We start from the raw sequence: 13307 nt of genomic DNA, 5'->3' as shown, positions 1-13307 counted from the left end.
GTTGCCGCTCTCCGTTTCCGGACGAGTCTCCATCTGAATATCTCCCACCGACCCGAGCATGGAGTTAGCATAGGCTAATAAATTAGGGCACGCTAACCAAACTATGCCCGATGCGGATGCAAGGTGCCGATTAGGTACGGCATCCAACCAAGGTTAGGCTCACCTGATGATCGGGAGAAGATCCGTGCCCAGATTTGCGTCGAGATTGCTGGTTGCCTTTCTGGCGTTGTGCGCACTCGTGGCCGGGTGCGCGTCGACGGACCTCGCCGGCGACTCGACAGCCGGCGGCTCACCCACCGACGGCTCCGCGGCGTCCGTCGCTGTGCCGGCCGTGTCCACGGCGGCCGAGTCCGGCGGAGTGCTCACGGTGCAGCACCAGTACGGCGCCACGGTGATTCCGAGCCGGCCGACGCGGGTGATCACGCTGCTCGGTAGCTGGACCGACACCCTGATCGCACTCGATGTGCCGATCACCGCGGAATATGTGCAGCAGGGCTTCGGCGGAAAGTACAACCGCTTCGCCTGGACCCCGGAGCATGTCAGCGAGGTGCACGCGGTGCCGAGCCTGCAACAGGTGAACGTCGAGGAGCTGGCCGCGTACCAGCCGGACCTGATCCTGGCCGGCTATGTCGGCGATCGTGCGATCTACGACAAGTTGTCGAAGCTGGCGCCGACGATTCCGGTGATCGCCACCGACTCGGTCATGGACACCTGGCAGCAGATCACGACCACCGCGGGGGAGATCTTCGGTCGCCAGGATCAGGCCCGATCGCTGATCGACGAGGTGGACGCGAAGATCGACCGGTTCACCCGGGATCATCCGGCGATCGAGGGCAAGACCGCCGACTTCACCCAGCTGGGGCTGGACAATCAGATCTATGCGGTCGTCTCGGCGACCGACCCGGCGACTCGGCTGCTGAGCGAGGTCGGACTGGGGATGAGTCCACAGCTGCGAGCGATCCCGGCAAACGGGATGGGCCGGGTGATGATCTCGAACGAGCGGGTCGGCGATCTGGCGGCGGACCTGCTGCTGGCCTGGCCGTTGGTCGGTGGGCCCCCGGCCTACGACAAGGTGCCCGGTTGGGCGGCGTTGCCCGCGGTGCAATCCGGCGCGGTGCTGTACCTGGACAACGACAACGCGGCGGCGTTCAGCTACCCGAGCGTGTACTCGGTGCCGTTCGCCCTCGATCTGCTGGCGCCGGCGGCGGCCAAGGTCCGGTAACCACATGACCGGCCGTCGGCGGCTCACCGGTCTGGCGGTGCTGGTGCTGCTGCTCGGGATCGGGGCGGTGCTGAGCGTCGGCATCGGTGCCCGGCCGACATCACCGGCCGAGGTATGGCACGCCCTTTTCGGCGCCACCGCAACGCCGGCCGACGAGATAGTTCGGCAGCTGCGGGTGCCGCGTACCGTGCTGGGCGTCGTCGCCGGCGCGGCGCTCGGCGTCGCCGGGGCGGTGATTCAGGGGCACACCCGCAACCCGCTCGCCGATCCCGGACTGCTGGGTATCAACGCCGGCGCGGCACTACTGGTCGTGGTCGCCATCGGTCCGCTCGGATGGACCGACCCGGGGAGCTACATCTGGTCGGCGCTACTCGGCGCATTGCTGGCCGGGCTCGTCGTGTTCGCTGTGGGATCGACCACCACCACCACCACCACCGCGGCCGGCCCGCTGAACCTGGCCCTGACCGGGCTGGCGGTGACCTTCCTGCTCCAGGCGGTGACCAGCGCGATCGTGCTCGGCGACACCGCCACGATGGACCTCTACCGGTTCTGGGTGGTCGGTTCGGTGGCCGGGCGCGATCTCGAGGTCGTCGGGCAGGTGGCGCCGTTCCTGCTGGTCGGGTTCGTGCTCGCCGCCGCCGGAGCTCCGGCGCTGAACCTGCTCGGGCTCGGCACCGACGTCGCACGTTCGCTCGGCGCCCGGGTCGGGTTGCAGCGGCTCGGCGGCTTGGCCGCCGTCACCCTGCTGGCCGGCGCAGCGACGGCGGCGTGCGGGCCGATCGCTTTTCTCGGGTTGATCGTGCCGCACCTGGCCCGGACGGTCACCGGCCCCGACTATCGCTGGCTGATTCCGGCTTCGGCTCTGCTCGGCGCGGTACTGCTGCTCGGCGCCGACGTGCTCGGGCGCATCGCTGCCCGGCCGGGCGAGCTGCAGGTCGGAATCGTGCTGGCCGTGCTGGGCGGGGCATTCTTCGTCGCCGTGGTCCGCCGGCGCGTTCCGGTCGCGCTGTGAGCGGCGGGACGGCTGTGCTGGCGGTTCGGGTCGGGCCGGTGTCGGCTGCGCTCCGGCCGGCGGTGCTCGCTCGCCACGTGCTGTTGGCGGTGGCCGGGTTCGGATTGTTCTGTCTCGCGGTCGGCCGCGGGGACTACCCGGTGTCGCCGGCCCAGGTGCTCGAGGTTCTCGCCGGTGGCGGAACCGGGGCCGAGCGGTTCGTCGTCGTCGAGCTCCGGTTGCCGCGCGCGGTGCTCGGCATCCTGGTCGGTGCCGCGCTCGGCATCGCCGGCGCGCTCACCCAGTCGACGTTGCGTAACCCGCTCGCCGGCCCGGACATCCTCGGTGTCACCGCCGGAGCAAGCCTGGGCGCGGTCGCGCTGTTGGCGTTCGGTGGTGCCGGGGCGGGCGCATCGCTGGGTACACCGGCCGCCGCGCTGGCCGGGGGACTGATCACGGCGGTGGCGGTGTATCTGCTCGGCTGGCGAGCCGGCGTGGACCGGTTGCGGCTGGTGCTGATCGGAATCGGCATCAACGCGATGCTGCTCGCGCTCGTCAACTGGCTGCTGGTGCGCGCTGCGATCACCGATGTGGGCACCGCGTTGCGCTGGTTGAGCGGATCGCTCGCGCTGTCCGACTGGTCCGAGATCCGGCCGCTTGCCGTCGGTTTCGTCGTCGCGACCGGCTTGGCGCTGTGGTCGGTGCCGACGTCGGCGGTCCTCCGGCTCGGTGACGACCCGGCCCGCTCGCTCGGCGTCCGGCTGCACTCGCGGCAAGCGGTGATCCTGTTCGCGGCGGTGTTGCTCGCCTCGTTCGCCACGGCCGCGGCGGGACCGATCGCCTTCGTCGCGCTGGCCGCACCGCAGATCGCGCGCCGCGGCTATCGGGTCGCCGGCGAGCCGGTCGTCGGATCGGCCCTGGTCGGTGTGATCCTCGTGCTCGGCAGCGACATCGTCGCGCAGACGATGTTCCCGGTGGAGTTCCCGGTCGGGATCGTCACCTCGGCGTTCGGCGCGATCTTCTTGCTCTGGTTGCTGGTGCGGGCGAACCGGGCCGGATCCGGGTGATCGCGATCGCAGACCGAAACGGCGCCGAGAACACCTCGGCGGCCGAGTCGAGAGTCCGGTTCACGCCCGGATGCCGATTTCTGCCTGCGCGGTGATCGCGGTGCCCAGCCAGCGGCGGAGGTAGCGGCGCAACTGATCGTCGTTGCGGGGTGGATTGCCGGGGGAGACGACCAACGACTGCATGGTGCGCAGGCTGTGTTCCACCAGCTCGTGCAGCGCCTCGTCGTCGTAGCCGTGCCGGACCCAGTCGACGTCGTACCGGGTGATCATGGCCATGCCGAAGGCCAGCGCGTCCGGCGACAAGAATTCGTCGGCGCGGGACGCGGTCCCCTCCAGCAGCAAGCCCAACTGCGGCCGCCGGGGGACCTCGCGCAGCGTGAAGATGACGCCCTCGGTCATGGCTTCGGCCGGATCGTCGATCCCGGCCAGATGCGCGGTGAGTGCGTCGAGGAAGCCGTCGACCGAGGCGATCGCGGCGGCGCGCATCAGGTCGGCGGCGGTCGGGAAGTAGCGATAGACGGTCTGCCGGATCACCCCGAGCGACTCCGCCACCTGCGCGATGCTGATCGCCGCGCCGGTGCGGTCGATCAGGTCGACCGCCGCCGCGACGATCCGTTGCGTTGCCTCGGCGTCGCCCGCCGGTGGGGTACCGCCCCAGCCGCGCCTACGTCCCACGTCGGTCCTTTCGGGTGGTCGGCCGGTGTCTCGACAGAAGATAAGTTTCAGAAGTAATCATACAGACATGTGGCTACATGTATGATCAACGTCACGTTGCCGATCAGGCCGTACCCGAGATCCGAGTGCGAGGTGTTTGCAGGTGACCGATCTGCACGTCCGGAAGATGAATTTTGCGTTCGCCGACTACGAGGTGCCGTTCCTCTGGAACGAGCAGAACCCGGCCTTCTCGGCGATGGCCAATGCGGTGTCGTTCCTGGCCATCGGCTTCGAGAAGATGATCGTGCGGACGATCACCGAGATGAAGTCGCAGCTCACCGACCCCGTCGTCGCCGACGAGGCCGACGCCTTCATGCGGCAGGAGGGCCAGCATTCCACCGCGCACCGGCAGCATGCCCGGGGGTTGATCGACCACTATCCGCGGCTGCAGGAGACGCTGGATCAGGTGGTCGAGGCGTTCGATCGGCTGTGCGCCGAGACGTCGATCGACTATCGGCTCGCCTACACCGCCGACCTGGAAGCCACGTTCACCCCGGTGTTCAAGCTGATGCTGGACCACGACGACGTGCTCTTCGCGCCCGGCGACGACCGGGTGGCCTCGTTGTTCCTGTGGCACTTCGTCGAGGAGGTCGAGCACCGCAGCTCGGCGCTGATCATCTTCGACGCCGCGGTGGGCCGCGACACCTACCGGATGCGGGTGGCGCCCTCGGTCTTCAAGCATGTCCTGGAGGTCCTCGCGATCGCCTGCGAGGGCTTCAACGAGCATGTGCCGCTGGAAGATCGAAAGATCGACGCGATGTCGATGTTCGCCCGGCACCGGCGTAAGCAGACCTGGCGCCGGCGGCTGCCGTTCCTCGACTACACCGACTACGGCCCGATGCCGCGGGCCTTCGACGACCTGCCGCTGCGCGAGCAGCTGATCGCGTTGGTCGGCGTGGTGCGGAGCCAGCTGCCCCGGCACAACCCGGCACACGAGAACCTGCCGGCGTTGGCCGGCGTCTGGTTCCGCCGGTACGACGAAGGCTACGACGTCACCCGCTGGTACACCGCCGAAGCCGTCGGTTCCTAGGCCTACCCGATGGACCTGTGCACCGATACCTTCGCCGACCTGTCCGGCCGCCTGGGCTTCACCTGCGCCGATGCCGGCGGTCTGGTGGAGTTCCGTAGCCCGCTCGGGCTGGCGAACTGGACGTTGCCGGTGCTCGAGGCGACCATCGTGCTCGGCGCGGTGCTCACCCTCGGCTACGCGATCATCCGGCTGCGCCGCCACGGCGACCCGACCAACCTGGTGCTCTGGCTGGGCGCGACCGCGTATCTGTTCGTGATCGAACCGCCGCTGTACTTTCCCGGTGCGTTCGGTATCGCCGACCACGTCGATACGATGTTCGCGCACAACCTGTTCGGCGTCGAGTTCCTCTGGGGCCGGCTACCGCTCTACATCGTGGCGATCTATCCGACGATGGCGACGATCGCGTACGAGATCGTCCGGATGCTCGGCGTGTTCGGCCGGTACGGCACGGTGATCGGCGCGATCTGCGTGGGCTTCGTGCACCATCTGTTCTACGAGATCTTCGACCATCTCGGTCCGCAGCTGCGGTGGTGGGAATGGGCCACGGACAACCCGCTCAACCAGCCCATGTTCACCTCGGTTCCGATGGGCAGCGTGGTGGTGTTCGCCACGCTCTGGCCGGTCTCACTGGCGTTCTGTGTGCGCTGGTCGGTAGGCAAACCGACCGATGAAGGCCGCCGGTTCACCGCCGGCGAACTCGGCTACCGCACGGTGGCGGTCGGGTTGCTGGCCTCCCTCGGCACGTTCCTGTTGCCGTTGCCGGCGACGGTGATCGGCCTGGCCGGCGACACCGCCCGCGGGCTGGTCTACGCGGCCGAACTGGCGGTGATCGTGGTGATCGGCGTACTCGTGCTGGCTCGGCAGTGGGTTCGGATACGCCGGGAGCCGGCCGACCCGCACCGCTACACCGACAATCCGGTGCGTTGGTACGCCGCCGGTTACCTGCTGGTGTTCGCGGTGCTCTGGATCACCGCACTGCCGGACTACCTCGGGGCGGTCGATGGGGTCACCGAGACCGGTGACCCCATCGGCAGCCTCTGGTACGCGGCGCTGTGCTTCGTCGCGGCGACGGCCTGTGTGCTGGCGGTCTTCACGATTCCGTCCGGCCGCCGACCGGCGTCGGTCTCAGACCGACGTGGGGACCGGCATGTGCAGGGCCAGTCGACCTGACGTCATCACGTCGAGCTGAATTGTGCGCCTCGTCTTCAGCGATCGCAGGTCGTCCGACATCCGGCCGCTGCCCAGCTGCAGGTCGACCTCGCGCGGGAACATCCGGGTCCCGCTCGCCATGGCGTTGGTCTGATTCAGGGTTGCCTGCCACTTGCCGTCGACCTGGGTGTACGAGGTGAGCGAGGAGACCCGTTCGCCGCTCGGGTAGGTCGTCTGCTTCGGCGTCGGCGCCGAGAACGCGATGTCCGTGCCGCCGGCATCGTTGGCCACGCGCGCGGTGGCCCGCTCGGCGTCGATGTCCACGTCGAGCTCGGTTACCCACTTCGGGAAGCCGTACCCGTCGTGTCCGCGCACCTGGGCGATCTCGGTGTTCACCGGCAACGACAGCACGTACGAGTGCAGGTGGCCGTTCAGCAACCCGGACGCGAGGTCGGCGTAGCCGAATCCGCGATGCCGGGCCGGCCGAACCGGGATCCCCACGGCCGCTTCGGTATAGAAATCGATGTCGCACACGTCGTAGCGGAAGAACATCACCGACGCCAGGCCCAGGCCGGGAGCCACCTCGAGCGGGCTCAGCTCCTTCGGCAGCCGGGAGCGCAGCGCGCGGCTGGGCGCCAGCATTACCAGCCGGGCGGTCGAGATGGCGTAGTAGAAGTTCGGCGTGTAGGTCGGGCCGATCGGCGATTCGACCTTCGTCTTGGACAGGCCACGGAAGAAGTCGACATCGCGCACGCGGGGATCGCGCGCAACCTCGTCCAGATCGGTGTTCATCCGATACCGGGCGTAGAGGCCGTCTTTCGGGACGCTGACGGTACGGGTGCCCAGTTCGACCTGAATGGTCTCCTGGTCCGGGGTGGCGGTGGGTGACGACGATGACATCCGGCTGGTCCTTCGGGTGGGTGCGCGACGCTGGTCCACCGAAGAATAGGACGCTATGTAAGCGCTGTCAACACTGCTTTCAGGTTTCAGCTGTCCAGCTGAACCGTCACCCGCACCCCACCGTCGCCACGAGTGGCCACCGCATGCCCGGTCCGATCGCGCCCGTCCAGGTCGAGCAGGGTGATCGGGCCACCGTCGCCGGTGAAGTTGCGCCACCACTGTTTGCTGTCGGCGGCCATCACCCCGATCACGATCCGATCGCCGGACCGGCGAAAGTTGACCGGGGTCTCGTAGGTGGTACCCGAGCGACGCCCGTGATAACGGATCACCACCAGATTCCGGCGGATCAGTCCGCCGACGACCGGGATATCGCGGGTTGCCGTCATGATCCGATTCGCCACCCGAACCACGGGTGACCGGAAGAAGCTCGCCATGAGCTCAGCCTAACTACTCTCCGCCGGCGTCGTCGGTCAGTTGCCCGGCGGTGGCTGGGCGGGCGCTGCAGTTTGGAGGGGCGCTGCAGTTTGGAGGGGCAGAGCAGTCTTCGGGTCGCTGGCGATGAAGGCGTTCGCCCAGCGATTGTCCGGGTTGTGATCCACCACGAGCGCCTTCACCAACAGCGACGCCGGCACCGCCAGCAGCGCCCCGAGCGCGCCGAGCACGTAGGTCCAGACCAGCAGTGACAAGAACACCATCGTGGTGGTCATCCCGACGGCGTCGCCGGTGAACTTCGGCTGGATCACCGACTGGACGACGAAGTTGAGCACCGAATAGATCACGATCACGGTCACCATCAGGCCGGGTCCACCCTCGAAAAGGGCAAGGAGCGCCGGGGGAATCACCCCCAACACGAAGCCGACGTTGGGGATGTAGTTGGTGACGAACGCCAAGACCCCCCAGACCAGCGCCAACGGCACGCCCAGCAGGTACAGGGCGGCGGTGTCGAGGACCGCGACGATCAGGCCGAACACCGTGGAGACCAGCCAGTACCGCCGAACTCCCGAGGAGAAATCGCGGAGCCCGGCGACCAGCCGGGGGCGAGACTGCGCGGCCAGGTCGAGCCGGCGGCTGAACCCGATCGCGTCGGTCACCATGAAGATCAGGACGGTGAGGATCACGACGAGCAACGAGCCGAAGTTCTGTAGACCGGACAAGAGCGACTCCGCGACACCGAACAGGCGGGTGTAGTCGAAGTTCTGCAGCTTGTCGCTGATCTGCGACTCGGCGATCCCGAGCCGTCCCAGCAGGTCGACTCCCTCTTGGTAGTAGCGCTCGAATTGGTTCTTGTAGGCAGGCATTCGCAGAACGAGTTCGGCCACCCCCCAGATGACCGAACCGAGCAAGCCCACGACCACCCCGACCAGCCCCACGTAACAGATCAGAATTGTTGCCAGCGTAGGCGTCCCGTGGCGACGCAGCCAGGACTGCAGCGGGTGCGCGACGATCACCAGGTTCAGCGCGAGGAAGACCGGCGCGACGATCGACGACACGGTCCGGGTTCCGGCGGCGGCGATGATCGCGCCGGCGATGCCGAGCAGCCCGACGACCACCCCGGACAGCAGCGGTGCGTCGGAGCGCTGCTCGGCGGGCGGATCGGTCGCGGGTCCGTGATCCGGGTTGGGCGCACCACTGTTGTCCGGCATGTCGTTTCGTCCTCCCGTTCCGCGTCAGTCTAGGGTCTGCGCCCGCGCTCGGCCGACCTGGTCGGGCCGCTGCGGTACCTCATCCCGACGATTGGCAACGAGGGCAGAAGTACACGCCGCGTTCGCGGGCTTCGTCGGCACCGATCATCTCCCGCTGCAGGTTGGTGCCGCAGCGGCGGCAGGGCAATCGATAACGCCGGTAGACCAGTGGTCGCCAGGGCGGATGATGCGCGGCCCGGTCGAGCACCCGGTGTGCTTCGTCCATCAGCGCCGCCAGGTCCGGCACGGCGCCGACCGGCATGCGCGGATCGACGCGTTGCAGGAAGCAGATCTCGCTGCGGTAGTGTTGCCGATACCGGCCAGATTGGTCTGATCCAGCAAGGCCAGCCCGATCGGACGCGCCGGATCACGGCGCAATCGGCGCATCGCTTCGGTGGGATCCCAATCCGGGCCGAGCAGATCCGGTCCGAGATGCGCGACGGCGTCCGGCTCGGCAGCGCGCGGAAGCACCTCGACCGTGCCGAGGCTGAAGCCGACCGCGTCGGTGTCGGCGGTACCCAGCACGATCCGGGCCTGATGTGCCGGGCGGCGCCAGCGGTCGCCGGGGCGGTACACCTGCCAGACGCCTTCCATCTTCAGATGGGTGTGGATGGACCAGTCGCCGATCCGGGTGAACAGGTGCTTGCCGTAGCTCCCCTGTTCGTCCACCGTCTGCCCGGCCAGATCCACCGTGGCGTAGCGGGGCACGCGGATATCGCATCGGGTCAGTGCCTGCCCGACCAGCGCCCGGCGCAATCGCCGGGCGGTCAGGTAGACGGCGTCACCCTCGGGCATCGGTCGAGTGTGGTCAGGCCTGCCCGCGCTGCCAGGCCCGCTGAACCAGCTGTTCGAGGATGTGTCGGTCGACATCGGCCAGGCGTTTGACGTAGAGGCACGCCTTCCCGGTCGTGTGCGGCCCGAGTTGCTCCAGCAGGTCGTCGGCGGGCCCGTCGTCGTCGTGGACGCCGTAGATGGTCAGCGCCGCCTTCCGGGGGGAGAACCCCACCACGAACCAGTCGTTGCTGCCGGTGGTGTTGGTGTATCGCCGCGTCCCGAATCCGACGATCGACGAACCCCACAGCACCGCAGGTGCTTTCGTGGCCTGCTCGATCAGCGCAAGCACCGCTCGGGCGTCGTCTCGACGTCGTTCGTCGGCTATCGAGTCGATGAACGCGACGACGTCGTCACCGGTCGGTCGCGTCGTGAGCTGTGCCATGAACCGATCCTCCCAGACCCGGCTATCCGCGCTCGATCTGCACGCCGGTGATCTCCACCCCGTAGGCCCGCTCGACCGCGGCCAGCTGCTCGTCCGACTCGGCCGTGCGCGGCCGGCGGGTGCGGGGGAACCAGGTGATCTGGGCGGTCCGTCGGCGGCCGTTGCCGGACAGTCGCCAGTAGCCGGTGAGCCGACCGTCGACCAGGATCGGCGCGGCGAGGAGGCCGTTGTCCGGGGACCACAGGCGGCGGTAGTGATCGGGGTCGACGAACCGGGCCCGGGCGGGCGGAGCGAAACCGCACAGCAGCGCGTCGAACTCGGGCAGCAGCCGCACCCCGGGCAGCTCGACCGGGCCCGGCGCATCGGCGAGATCGACACAGACCTCGCCGTCCGGCGCGGTGTAGGCGATCAGCTCGATCCGTTCGGCGAGCCGCTCCAGCGCCGCGTCCACCGCGCGCAGCCCGACCCCGGACCACCAGGCGATGTCCCGGCGGCCGGCGGGTCCGAATGCGGCGAGGTGGCGCGCGACCAGGTCGGTGAGTGCGCTGTCCGGGTCGGCGAGCACCGCGGTCCGATCGCCGAGGAGGGCAGTTGCGGTCCGATAACCAGCGGCACCCTGGCCGGCCCAGCCGCCGGTCAGCGGGCGACGCAGCAACCCGCCGTGGCCGAACGCGAAGTACCGGCCGGCGGTGTCGGACAGCTGTGCAGCATGTCCGGGGTCGTTGCGGTCGAGCCAGCCGATCAGGTGGGCGAGCAGCTCGGCCGGCGTGCGGTACTCCTCGTGTGCGTACTCCTCGATGCCGGCCCAGATCTGCTCCAGCGTGGCGTGTGCGGGCTTGATCGTGCGTTGCCACAAGCTCCGCTGGCCGGTCCGGGTCGCCACTTCGAGCAGCGGGTGATCGGACGGGATGCAGGTATGCACGGTGCCGCGCAGGTTGCTACCGCGCACGATCTGCAGGTTCTCGTACGCGTCGGCGATCGTGTCGTGCTCGATCCCGGGCAGCCGCGCCGCGAGCGCCAGGAACGGCGAGCGCGCGGTCTGCGCCTGCACCGGTCCGATGGCGGCCAGGGTCGCGGCCACGTCGAGGGCGGTCGGGGGATTCGCAACCGGCAGCGTGGGAAACTGCCGGGCCAGGGTTCGGCCCGCCAGTTCCGCCCAGCTCGTAGCGCTCATCGCTCCTGCTTTACCACGAGATGTGCCGACCGGCACGGATAGACTTGGGTGTGCACAGAGTCAGCATCATCGGGGCGACGGCGCTGGGCGCGCTCGTCGTGGCCATGCCGTCGGCCGCTGCCGAGCCGCTGTTCGACATACCGGTCACCGCGCTGCCGTACATCGTTGTCCCGCCGGCGGTGTACGACGGTGTCGTCGGGCTCGGATATCAGCTCAACGCGGGGATACTTGCGCTCGACGACGGCGTCGTCCGCGGGTTCGCGGGTGCCGTCGGCGGTATCGTCTGCGCGCTGGCCGCCGGTTCGGCGAGCCCGTGCGGGTCGCCGCCCTGATCGGTCGACGGCCCGCGGCGTCGCCGATGTGTGGCGGACTGTTACCGACGTGGGTTCGTCGGGTGTGAATGCCCGATGGTGCGGAACAGAACGAGCCGATCAGATTTGTCGGCGATGTTCACGCCGGTGCGTCGAGTATCTGTAGTGCATTGTCGATTCCGGCGTCGAGCACTTGGGCGGAGACTGTGGGGTCGGTGATGGCTCGGGCGAGTTGCAGGGACGCGACGAGGATGCTGACGAGGCCCCACGCGGTCTGCGTCCGACTCGCTTCTGCTCGTTCAGCGGGCAGATGTGCCGCGATCTCCCGGACGATCGACTGTGCCCCAACGGAGTAGGCGTCCCTGACGGCGCTGTCGCAGCGTCCGATCTCACTCAGTAATGCCGCTGTCGGGCAGCCGTCGGGTTGATTGTCTCGGTGTTCGGTGGACAGATAGCCACGGATATAGGCTTCCAGTGAATCCCGACCGGCGGGTATGGCGCTGAGGGCGACACGCTGCTGTTCGAGTTGATCGCTGATGACATTGGCGACCAGGTCATTCTTCGAGCCGAAGTGCGCGTAGAACGCGCCGTTGGTGAGATGCGCGTCGGACATGACCGCCGCGATTCCTGAGCCGTCGATACCGTCCTGCTTGATTCGTCGGCTGGCAGCCTCGATGATGCGCCGCCGCGTCTCGCTCTTGTGTATCGCACCGTACCGGGCCATAGCGCTCACCTCCGCTTGTGTTGCGAACCGCTCTTGACGATGATAGTACAGTCATAATATTATGATCGTAATATCAATCGCCCCCGTCGAGAGGCTCGCATGGACGCGCTGTACGAACCGCGGTCGACTCGCCACCACCCTTGCGATGCTCAAACGCAACGGAACCGCATCGCTGCGTCCCAAGCGCGGAATCCGCCAGTCCGATGAACACCGAACATCTTCCAAAACAACGAGGTTCGCAATGCTCGCCTGGAAAGACGCCCCCACCAAGACCATCGACGTCAACGGTGTCCGGTTCGCCTACCGGGAACTCGGCGCCGAATCCGACGTGCCCGTGCTGTTCCTGCACCACTTCGCTGCCGTCCTCGACGACTGGGACCCCAAGGTCATCGACGGTATCGCGGCCGACCACCGCGTCATTGCCTTCGACAACCGGGGCGTTGGTGCCACCGGATCGAAAGTCCCGGACAACGTCGACCAGATGGCAGACGACGCGATCGCGTTCATCCGAGCGCTCGGATTGGCGAAGGTGGACTTGATCGGATTCTCCCTCGGCGGCGGCGTCGCCCAGCTGGTGGCACTCGAGGCGCCCGATCTGGTACGGCGAATGATCCTGGCAGGCACCGGACCTCGCGGCGGCAGCGGTATCGAAGAGATGCGCAGGACCGTTGCCGTTGCCTACGTCAAGGCTCTACTGTTACGCAAAGACCCCCGCGAATACCTGTTCTTTCCCCGCACCGCGGAAGGCAAACGCGCAGCCTCCGAATACTTCACCCGCCTGCAGGAACGCACCATCGATCGAGACAAGAAAATCTCGATGCAGGCGCGACTGGCACAGCTCAAAGCGATCGTCGACGGCGGTAAGGCCGCACCCGACGACCTGTCGCGAATCACGGTGCCTGTCCTGGTCGCCAACGGCGACGACGACATCATGGTTGCGAGCAGCCTTTCCGCAGCCATCGCACGCCGAATCCCCAACGCGGAATTGAAGATCTACCCGCGCTCCGGCCACGGCGGGATATTCCAGCACCACACCACCTTCGTTCCCGACGCGCTGGCATTCCTCGCCGACTGATCCCGCAATCTGCGTCACGAAAATCCCCGGCACTGCACCGCTATCGAAGAAA

The 13307-nt window shown here is 67.8% G+C and carries 14 protein-coding genes and 1 pseudogene; 7 read left to right on the top strand and 8 right to left on the bottom strand.

Going from position 1 to position 13307, the window contains the following annotated elements; genetic code table 11:
* Window positions 1-166: 166 nt before the first annotated feature.
* From KV203_RS15820 to KV203_RS15810, 3 genes are read left to right on the top strand one after another with little or no spacing between them, the layout of a single operon-like run.
* The gene (locus KV203_RS15820) at window positions 167-1222 is read left to right on the top strand and encodes an ABC transporter substrate-binding protein (RefSeq protein WP_083530183.1); all 1056 of its coding nucleotides are present in this window, start codon (window positions 167-169) and stop codon (window positions 1220-1222) included.
* A 4-nt stretch (window positions 1223-1226) separates the two neighbouring features.
* Window positions 1227-2234, top strand: coding sequence for a FecCD family ABC transporter permease (locus KV203_RS15815; RefSeq protein WP_066472362.1), 1008 nt, complete (start codon window positions 1227-1229; stop codon window positions 2232-2234).
* The gene (locus KV203_RS15810; RefSeq protein ID WP_066472360.1) at window positions 2231-3280 is read left to right on the top strand and encodes a FecCD family ABC transporter permease; all 1050 of its coding nucleotides are present in this window, start codon (window positions 2231-2233) and stop codon (window positions 3278-3280) included. Before KV203_RS15815 ends, KV203_RS15810 begins: the two co-directional genes overlap by 4 nt.
* 60 nt (window positions 3281-3340) lie before the next feature.
* On the opposite strand, the gene KV203_RS15805 is transcribed toward KV203_RS15810, so the two are convergent.
* The gene (locus KV203_RS15805; protein ID WP_066472356.1) at window positions 3341-3955 is read right to left on the bottom strand and encodes a TetR/AcrR family transcriptional regulator; all 615 of its coding nucleotides are present in this window, start codon (window positions 3953-3955) and stop codon (window positions 3341-3343) included.
* A 142-nt stretch (window positions 3956-4097) separates the two neighbouring features.
* Between KV203_RS15805 and KV203_RS15800 the strand changes: the two genes are divergently transcribed.
* Both KV203_RS15800 and KV203_RS15795 read left to right on the top strand, forming a co-directional pair.
* Window positions 4098-5024, top strand: coding sequence for a metal-dependent hydrolase (locus KV203_RS15800; RefSeq protein ID WP_066472648.1), 927 nt, complete (start codon window positions 4098-4100; stop codon window positions 5022-5024).
* A 9-nt stretch (window positions 5025-5033) separates the two neighbouring features.
* Window positions 5034-6194 carry a hypothetical protein gene (locus tag KV203_RS15795; protein ID WP_066472353.1) on the top strand — a complete coding sequence of 387 codons (1161 nt, stop codon included), beginning with the start codon at window positions 5034-5036 and terminating at the stop codon, window positions 6192-6194.
* On the opposite strand, the gene KV203_RS15790 is transcribed toward KV203_RS15795, so the two are convergent.
* The 6 genes and pseudogenes from KV203_RS15790 to KV203_RS15765 form a co-directional block, all read right to left on the bottom strand.
* On the bottom strand, window positions 6150-7073 hold the full coding sequence (locus KV203_RS15790; protein ID WP_066472350.1) for an acetoacetate decarboxylase family protein: 924 nt from the start codon (window positions 7071-7073) through the stop codon (window positions 6150-6152). The genes KV203_RS15795 and KV203_RS15790 overlap by 45 nt on opposite strands.
* Before the next feature lie 86 nt (window positions 7074-7159).
* The gene (locus tag KV203_RS15785) at window positions 7160-7507 is read right to left on the bottom strand and encodes a hypothetical protein (protein WP_066472348.1); all 348 of its coding nucleotides are present in this window, start codon (window positions 7505-7507) and stop codon (window positions 7160-7162) included.
* A 36-nt stretch (window positions 7508-7543) separates the two neighbouring features.
* The gene (locus KV203_RS15780; RefSeq protein ID WP_066472345.1) at window positions 7544-8716 is read right to left on the bottom strand and encodes an AI-2E family transporter; all 1173 of its coding nucleotides are present in this window, start codon (window positions 8714-8716) and stop codon (window positions 7544-7546) included.
* Window positions 8717-8795: 79 nt separating this feature from the next.
* Window positions 8796-9550: pseudogene (locus tag KV203_RS15775) on the bottom strand (DNA-formamidopyrimidine glycosylase family protein).
* A 13-nt stretch (window positions 9551-9563) separates the two neighbouring features.
* A complete protein-coding gene (locus tag KV203_RS15770) occupies window positions 9564-9971 on the bottom strand; it encodes a DUF1801 domain-containing protein (protein ID WP_066472339.1) in 408 nt (135 codons plus the stop codon).
* Between the two features lie 22 nt (window positions 9972-9993).
* Window positions 9994-11145: a winged helix DNA-binding domain-containing protein gene (locus KV203_RS15765; RefSeq protein WP_066472337.1), complete on the bottom strand. Its 1152-nt coding sequence runs from the start codon at window positions 11143-11145 to the stop codon at window positions 9994-9996.
* Between the two features lie 50 nt (window positions 11146-11195).
* Here KV203_RS15765 and KV203_RS15760 point away from each other — a divergent pair, with 50 nt between their 5' ends.
* Complete coding sequence (locus KV203_RS15760) at window positions 11196-11477, top strand: hypothetical protein (RefSeq protein WP_066472334.1); 282 nt, start codon at window positions 11196-11198, stop codon at window positions 11475-11477.
* A 118-nt stretch (window positions 11478-11595) separates the two neighbouring features.
* On the opposite strand, the gene KV203_RS15755 is transcribed toward KV203_RS15760, so the two are convergent.
* Window positions 11596-12180 (bottom strand): TetR/AcrR family transcriptional regulator, encoded by a 585-nt coding sequence (locus tag KV203_RS15755; RefSeq protein ID WP_066472332.1) that lies wholly within the window; start codon window positions 12178-12180, stop codon window positions 11596-11598.
* A gap of 241 nt (window positions 12181-12421) precedes the next feature.
* Between KV203_RS15755 and KV203_RS15750 the strand changes: the two genes are divergently transcribed.
* Complete coding sequence (locus tag KV203_RS15750; protein WP_066472329.1) at window positions 12422-13255, top strand: alpha/beta fold hydrolase; 834 nt, start codon at window positions 12422-12424, stop codon at window positions 13253-13255.
* Window positions 13256-13307: the final 52 nt, after the last annotated feature.

It is taken from the genome of Skermania piniformis (genome assembly GCF_019285775.1).
In the GTDB taxonomy this organism is placed as follows: domain Bacteria; phylum Actinomycetota; class Actinomycetes; order Mycobacteriales; family Mycobacteriaceae; genus Skermania; species Skermania pinensis.
The sequence above is the reverse complement of the archived record's forward strand: the minus strand, read 5'-3'. Positions and strand labels throughout refer to the sequence as shown.

Coding starts and splice junctions, on each gene's coding strand:
- KV203_RS15820 (WP_083530183.1), top strand. CDS start 167: ATGATCGGGAGAAGATCCGTGCCCAGATTTGCGTCGAGATTGCTGGTT.
- KV203_RS15815 (WP_066472362.1), top strand. CDS start 1,227: ATGACCGGCCGTCGGCGGCTCACCGGTCTGGCGGTGCTGGTGCTGCTG.
- KV203_RS15795 (WP_066472353.1), top strand. CDS start 5,034: ATGGACCTGTGCACCGATACCTTCGCCGACCTGTCCGGCCGCCTGGGC.
- KV203_RS15790 (WP_066472350.1), bottom strand. CDS start 7,073: ATGTCATCGTCGTCACCCACCGCCACCCCGGACCAGGAGACCATTCAG.
- KV203_RS15785 (WP_066472348.1), bottom strand. CDS start 7,507: ATGGCGAGCTTCTTCCGGTCACCCGTGGTTCGGGTGGCGAATCGGATC.
- KV203_RS15780 (WP_066472345.1), bottom strand. CDS start 8,716: ATGCCGGACAACAGTGGTGCGCCCAACCCGGATCACGGACCCGCGACC.
- KV203_RS15770 (WP_066472339.1), bottom strand. CDS start 9,971: ATGGCACAGCTCACGACGCGACCGACCGGTGACGACGTCGTCGCGTTC.
- KV203_RS15765 (WP_066472337.1), bottom strand. CDS start 11,145: ATGAGCGCTACGAGCTGGGCGGAACTGGCGGGCCGAACCCTGGCCCGG.
- KV203_RS15755 (WP_066472332.1), bottom strand. CDS start 12,180: ATGGCCCGGTACGGTGCGATACACAAGAGCGAGACGCGGCGGCGCATC.
- KV203_RS15750 (WP_066472329.1), top strand. CDS start 12,422: ATGCTCGCCTGGAAAGACGCCCCCACCAAGACCATCGACGTCAACGGT.